Genomic DNA, 3,896 nt, shown 5'->3' with positions numbered 1-3,896 from the left:
AGCAATGCTAAACCCCTACTTTATCGAATAGGCAACAGAGATTTTTTTTCTGAAAATGTGGAATTAATTTTGCGCAGATATTTACCAATATAGTATTTATGCCTTACAAGTTGCTGTTTGTTTGCCTTGGTAATATTTGCCGATCGCCCTCGGCTGAAAATATTATGAATTATTTAATTGAGCAGGGCGGTTTGAGCGATCGCTATCTTTGTGATTCCGCCGGTACTTCTAGTTATCACATCGGTAGCCCCCCAGATCGCCGGATGAGCGCGGCCGCAGCTTTAAAGTTAGGCATTACACTACGTGGTCAAGCCCGCCAGTTTCAAAAGTCAGATTTTCAAGAGTTTGATTTAATTTTGGCGATGGATCGGGAAAATTACGAAAATATTATCGCTCTTGACCCCTCTGGAAAATATCACCATAAGGTCAAATTAATGTGTGATTTTTGCTCTAAATATACTCTTAAAGAAGTTCCAGACCCTTATTATGGGGGAACTGAGGGCTTTAATGAGGTAATTGATCTGCTCATGGATGCTTGTACAGGTTTATTGAAACACATTGAAGGAGGGAGGAGTTGAAAGGCAGGAGGCAGGAGGCTTTTTTATAGAGCGATTCAAACCCACCTGTAATTGAAGATCGCCAAATCAAAAAATTGTGGTTCTTGACTTAAACCCAAATGATCGAGGCAAAAAGGCTTTATTCTTAATTAAAAATTTTCCCTTCTGCCTCCTGCCCTCTGCCTCCTGCCTCTAGTCAACTAGACCATGTTTGATGGCAAAGCGGACTAATTCTGCTCGGTTGCTGGTTTCGGTTTTCCTTAATAAACTGCTCACATATTTTTCGACTGTGCGAGGACTTAGGTGTAATTGATGACCCATTTCGGCGTTAGATAAACCATGGGTCAATAGCTCTAAAACCTCCTGTTCTCTGGAGGTAAGTGGTGAAAGTAATTGGACTTGATGGTGAATTTGACTAAATGGATAATTGGGGCTGTCTAACCCTTTGGCAGAATTGCTAAAGTTTTCTTTGTGAGAAAAGTGATACTCTGATTGGATAATGTGCGATCGCTCTAACAGATTGCGAATTGCTGCGGCTAACTCTTCTAATTCAAAAGGTTTAGGCAAATATAAATCGCACCCCGATTGATAACCTAAAATTCTTTCTTGAGTTTGGATTCGTCCTGTTAGCAAAATTACAGGCAATAACCGAAATCCTGGTTGTTGACGCACTTGCCGCACGAGTTCATAACCATTCATCCGTGGCATGACTATATCTGTGACAATCAAATCAGGATGGTACTCATTAACTACAGTCAAAGCCTCTTGACCGTCATTAGCTGTAATCACTGAGTAGCCAGACAGTTCAAGATAATCGCTAATAGACAGACGAGTACCCAGATCGTCATCCACTACAAGGATTGTCAAGGGCATGGACAATACACCCCAAGCATTTTTTTACTCAGCACTTCACTTGAGTGAACACTATCACTAGACATAGGCAATAATAATGTTCTTCTGTTTTATACTACGATAGTCTTACCTGTTAATTACTGCCTCAAAGTTGATTTATAAAGAAAATCTTAAATTCTTCTGGAATTTTCACGAATCTTAACAAAACGTTAAATTTATCTGTTGGTAAATCGCAGATGGCTTTTTAATTCTTTACAAATAAGTTAAAAATTTCACTAAATTATTGAGTAATATTATATCTTTGGGTATATATGGATATAAAAAGGCAAGTTATGTCCTGACTCCTGACTCCTGACTCCTGACTCCTTATTTATCTGTGTTTAATGCCAACCACTGATCTAAATCATGAATATCAGCAAAGTCTAATAGCGCTTCCCCCAGGTCTTCTAGTTGTTCAATTGTCAGATGATTGATCTTTTCAACATAGCGAAGTGGCAAAAGCGCTCCGGGCATCCCAGAAACAGTGGTTGGGCGATCGCTCAATTTCCCAAATCGCTTAGATAGCATACGCAATAGTAAAATTGCCGCTTCATCTTGCCGGCCTTCTTGCTTTGCATCTTGATAGACCCGTGTTTGCTTGATGTCACTCAATAAAAACATCGATTCAATCTCCTGACGTGTTAACTTAGAAAACTTGGACACTAACACAGTTTGCAACAAATCTATAATAACTTGTTTTTCCCATGAATCAACAACCTCTGTTCTGGTGCGTTGGATCAAGTTTTTAACTAATTCTGGTACTTGTGCTTCTTTGCTGATAATTAACTCAATTAGACCCACTCCAATTGACCCTGGTGGTAGTTCATCTAGATAAATCCTCCTGATTCTACCACGGGTAACTAATTCTTGCTGGTAAGCAGTTAATTTTTCTACATCAAAGCTGCGTTTAGCAAATAAAGCCACGGCTTGCCAGTCTTGAACCGGTTTATATTGATTCAGATAGATATGAATTTCACTCAGTAATTCCCAGTAAAAATCAGGTTTGTTTTGAAACTGGACTTCCACAAAATAGATTGGTTTATCTAAACTGTCTGGCATGAAAAGTCCATCAAGACGGAAGGCTTTTTCCTTGACTTCTACGGAGGTGAAATTGTAGTCCTCAGCATTTTCTGTTGGTTGACCAAGTAATTCAAACAACAATGTATGAAATGTGAGGAATATTTGGTAAAAGATGGTGTCGGTGTGCATAACACATCATAATATATTTTTCAAGGTTACAATTTTAGCTTTTGATTTTCTCAAGTATAACCTTTGCTGTTGGCTGAATAAATAACTAGCAACTTGAGTTAATATATATAAACATAGGGAAAAATTGACTCCTGACTCCTAGCCCTAAGCAAAAGAGTTTTTCCGCAAGTCCCACTTAAACAATTTCTTAGGCGTAGTATTTAACATAATTTAAGATTTTCAATGAGTGATAAGAACGATAAAAACGATAGTTACAAAGTTATTACCGATAACCGTCAAGCCCGTTATCTTTATGAAATTCTCGAAACTTACGAAGTTGGAATCCAATTGACGGGAACAGAAGTCAAGTCAATTCGTGCGGGTAAAGTCAATCTCCAAGACGGTTATGCCTTGCTTCGTGATGGTGAAGCGTGGTTAATTAATGTACATATTTCTCCTTATAATGCTAGTGGTCAATATTTCAATCATGAACCACGACGTACACGCAAGTTGCTAATGCACCGTCAAGAACTTCGTAAGCTAATTGGTAAGGTGGAACAACAGGGTTTAACCCTGATCCCGTTGAAAATGTATCTCAAGCGGGGGTGGGTAAAAGTAAGTATTGCCTTGGGTAAAGGTAAAAAGCTACATGACAAGAGAGAATCACTGAAGCGTCGTCAAGATCAGCGTGATATTCAACGAGCGATGAAAAGTTATTGAGGTAGGAAAATTTAACTTTTTCTCTGTCCTCAGCGTTAGTGGTAAGATACTTTGGTTTATAGCCACAGATTGATTTAATTAGTTTTGATACTAGATAGATTTGTGAATAGCTTAGAAAGGCATGAGGCACTTCACAATGAGACGCTATTTAAGTAAAACTGTTGGCGCTGGGGTTTTGACTTTGACTATGGGAATTTTACCCTTAGCTCTACCTGTTCAAGCCCAAGTGACTGAGCCTAGAATTGATAATGTTCCCAGGACTACTGTTTACGATCGCTATGAGCGGAATGATTTTGATTGGGGTTGGCTAGGATTACTGGGGTTAATAGGTTTAGCTGGTTTGGCTGGTAAAAAGCGCGAAGATGAACCTACCCGTTATCGCGATCCTAGCACACCTGGGGCTACTAGCTACAGAGAATAAGCAATTTAAAGGTAAAAATCATCACCCCACCCCTAGCCCCTCCCCGGTTTTTTCGTGGAGGGGAATTGGATTGGTAATTAGGGTTTGATGAAAAAGTCTTTTCATTAGGGCTAGGAGTC

At 39.2% G+C, this 3,896-nt stretch carries 5 protein-coding genes; 3 read left to right on the top strand and 2 right to left on the bottom strand.

The window, feature by feature from the left end; genetic code table 11:
* The first annotated feature begins 98 nt into the window (after window positions 1-98).
* Window positions 99-578, top strand: coding sequence for a low molecular weight protein-tyrosine-phosphatase (locus tag VB711_RS13970; protein ID WP_323286692.1), 480 nt, complete (start codon window positions 99-101; stop codon window positions 576-578).
* Between the two features lie 171 nt (window positions 579-749).
* Here the strand turns inward: VB711_RS13970 and VB711_RS13965 are convergent, their stop codons facing one another.
* Window positions 750-1,430, bottom strand: a complete 681-nt coding sequence (locus VB711_RS13965) for a response regulator transcription factor (protein ID WP_323286691.1) — start codon at window positions 1,428-1,430, stop codon at window positions 750-752.
* 345 nt (window positions 1,431-1,775) lie between these two features.
* Window positions 1,776-2,657, bottom strand: coding sequence for an Rpn family recombination-promoting nuclease/putative transposase (locus tag VB711_RS13960; protein WP_323286690.1), 882 nt, complete (start codon window positions 2,655-2,657; stop codon window positions 1,776-1,778).
* A gap of 222 nt (window positions 2,658-2,879) precedes the next feature.
* Here VB711_RS13960 and smpB point away from each other — a divergent pair, with 222 nt between their 5' ends.
* Both smpB and VB711_RS13950 read left to right on the top strand, forming a co-directional pair.
* Complete coding sequence (gene smpB, locus VB711_RS13955) at window positions 2,880-3,356, top strand: SsrA-binding protein SmpB (RefSeq protein WP_323286688.1); 477 nt, start codon at window positions 2,880-2,882, stop codon at window positions 3,354-3,356.
* A gap of 136 nt (window positions 3,357-3,492) precedes the next feature.
* Window positions 3,493-3,777, top strand: a complete 285-nt coding sequence (locus VB711_RS13950) for a WGxxGxxG family protein (RefSeq protein ID WP_323286686.1) — start codon at window positions 3,493-3,495, stop codon at window positions 3,775-3,777.
* The last annotated feature ends 119 nt before the right edge of the window (window positions 3,778-3,896 follow it).

The organism is Cronbergia sp. UHCC 0137 (assembly GCF_034932285.1).
GTDB lineage: Bacteria > Cyanobacteriota > Cyanobacteriia > Cyanobacteriales > Nostocaceae > Cronbergia.
The sequence above is the reverse complement of the archived record's forward strand: the minus strand, read 5'-3'. Positions and strand labels throughout refer to the sequence as shown.

Coding starts and splice junctions, on each gene's coding strand:
- VB711_RS13970 (WP_323286692.1), top strand. CDS start 99: ATGCCTTACAAGTTGCTGTTTGTTTGCCTTGGTAATATTTGCCGATCG.
- VB711_RS13965 (WP_323286691.1), bottom strand. CDS start 1,430: ATGCCCTTGACAATCCTTGTAGTGGATGACGATCTGGGTACTCGTCTG.
- VB711_RS13960 (WP_323286690.1), bottom strand. CDS start 2,657: ATGCACACCGACACCATCTTTTACCAAATATTCCTCACATTTCATACA.
- smpB (WP_323286688.1), top strand. CDS start 2,880: ATGAGTGATAAGAACGATAAAAACGATAGTTACAAAGTTATTACCGAT.
- VB711_RS13950 (WP_323286686.1), top strand. CDS start 3,493: ATGAGACGCTATTTAAGTAAAACTGTTGGCGCTGGGGTTTTGACTTTG.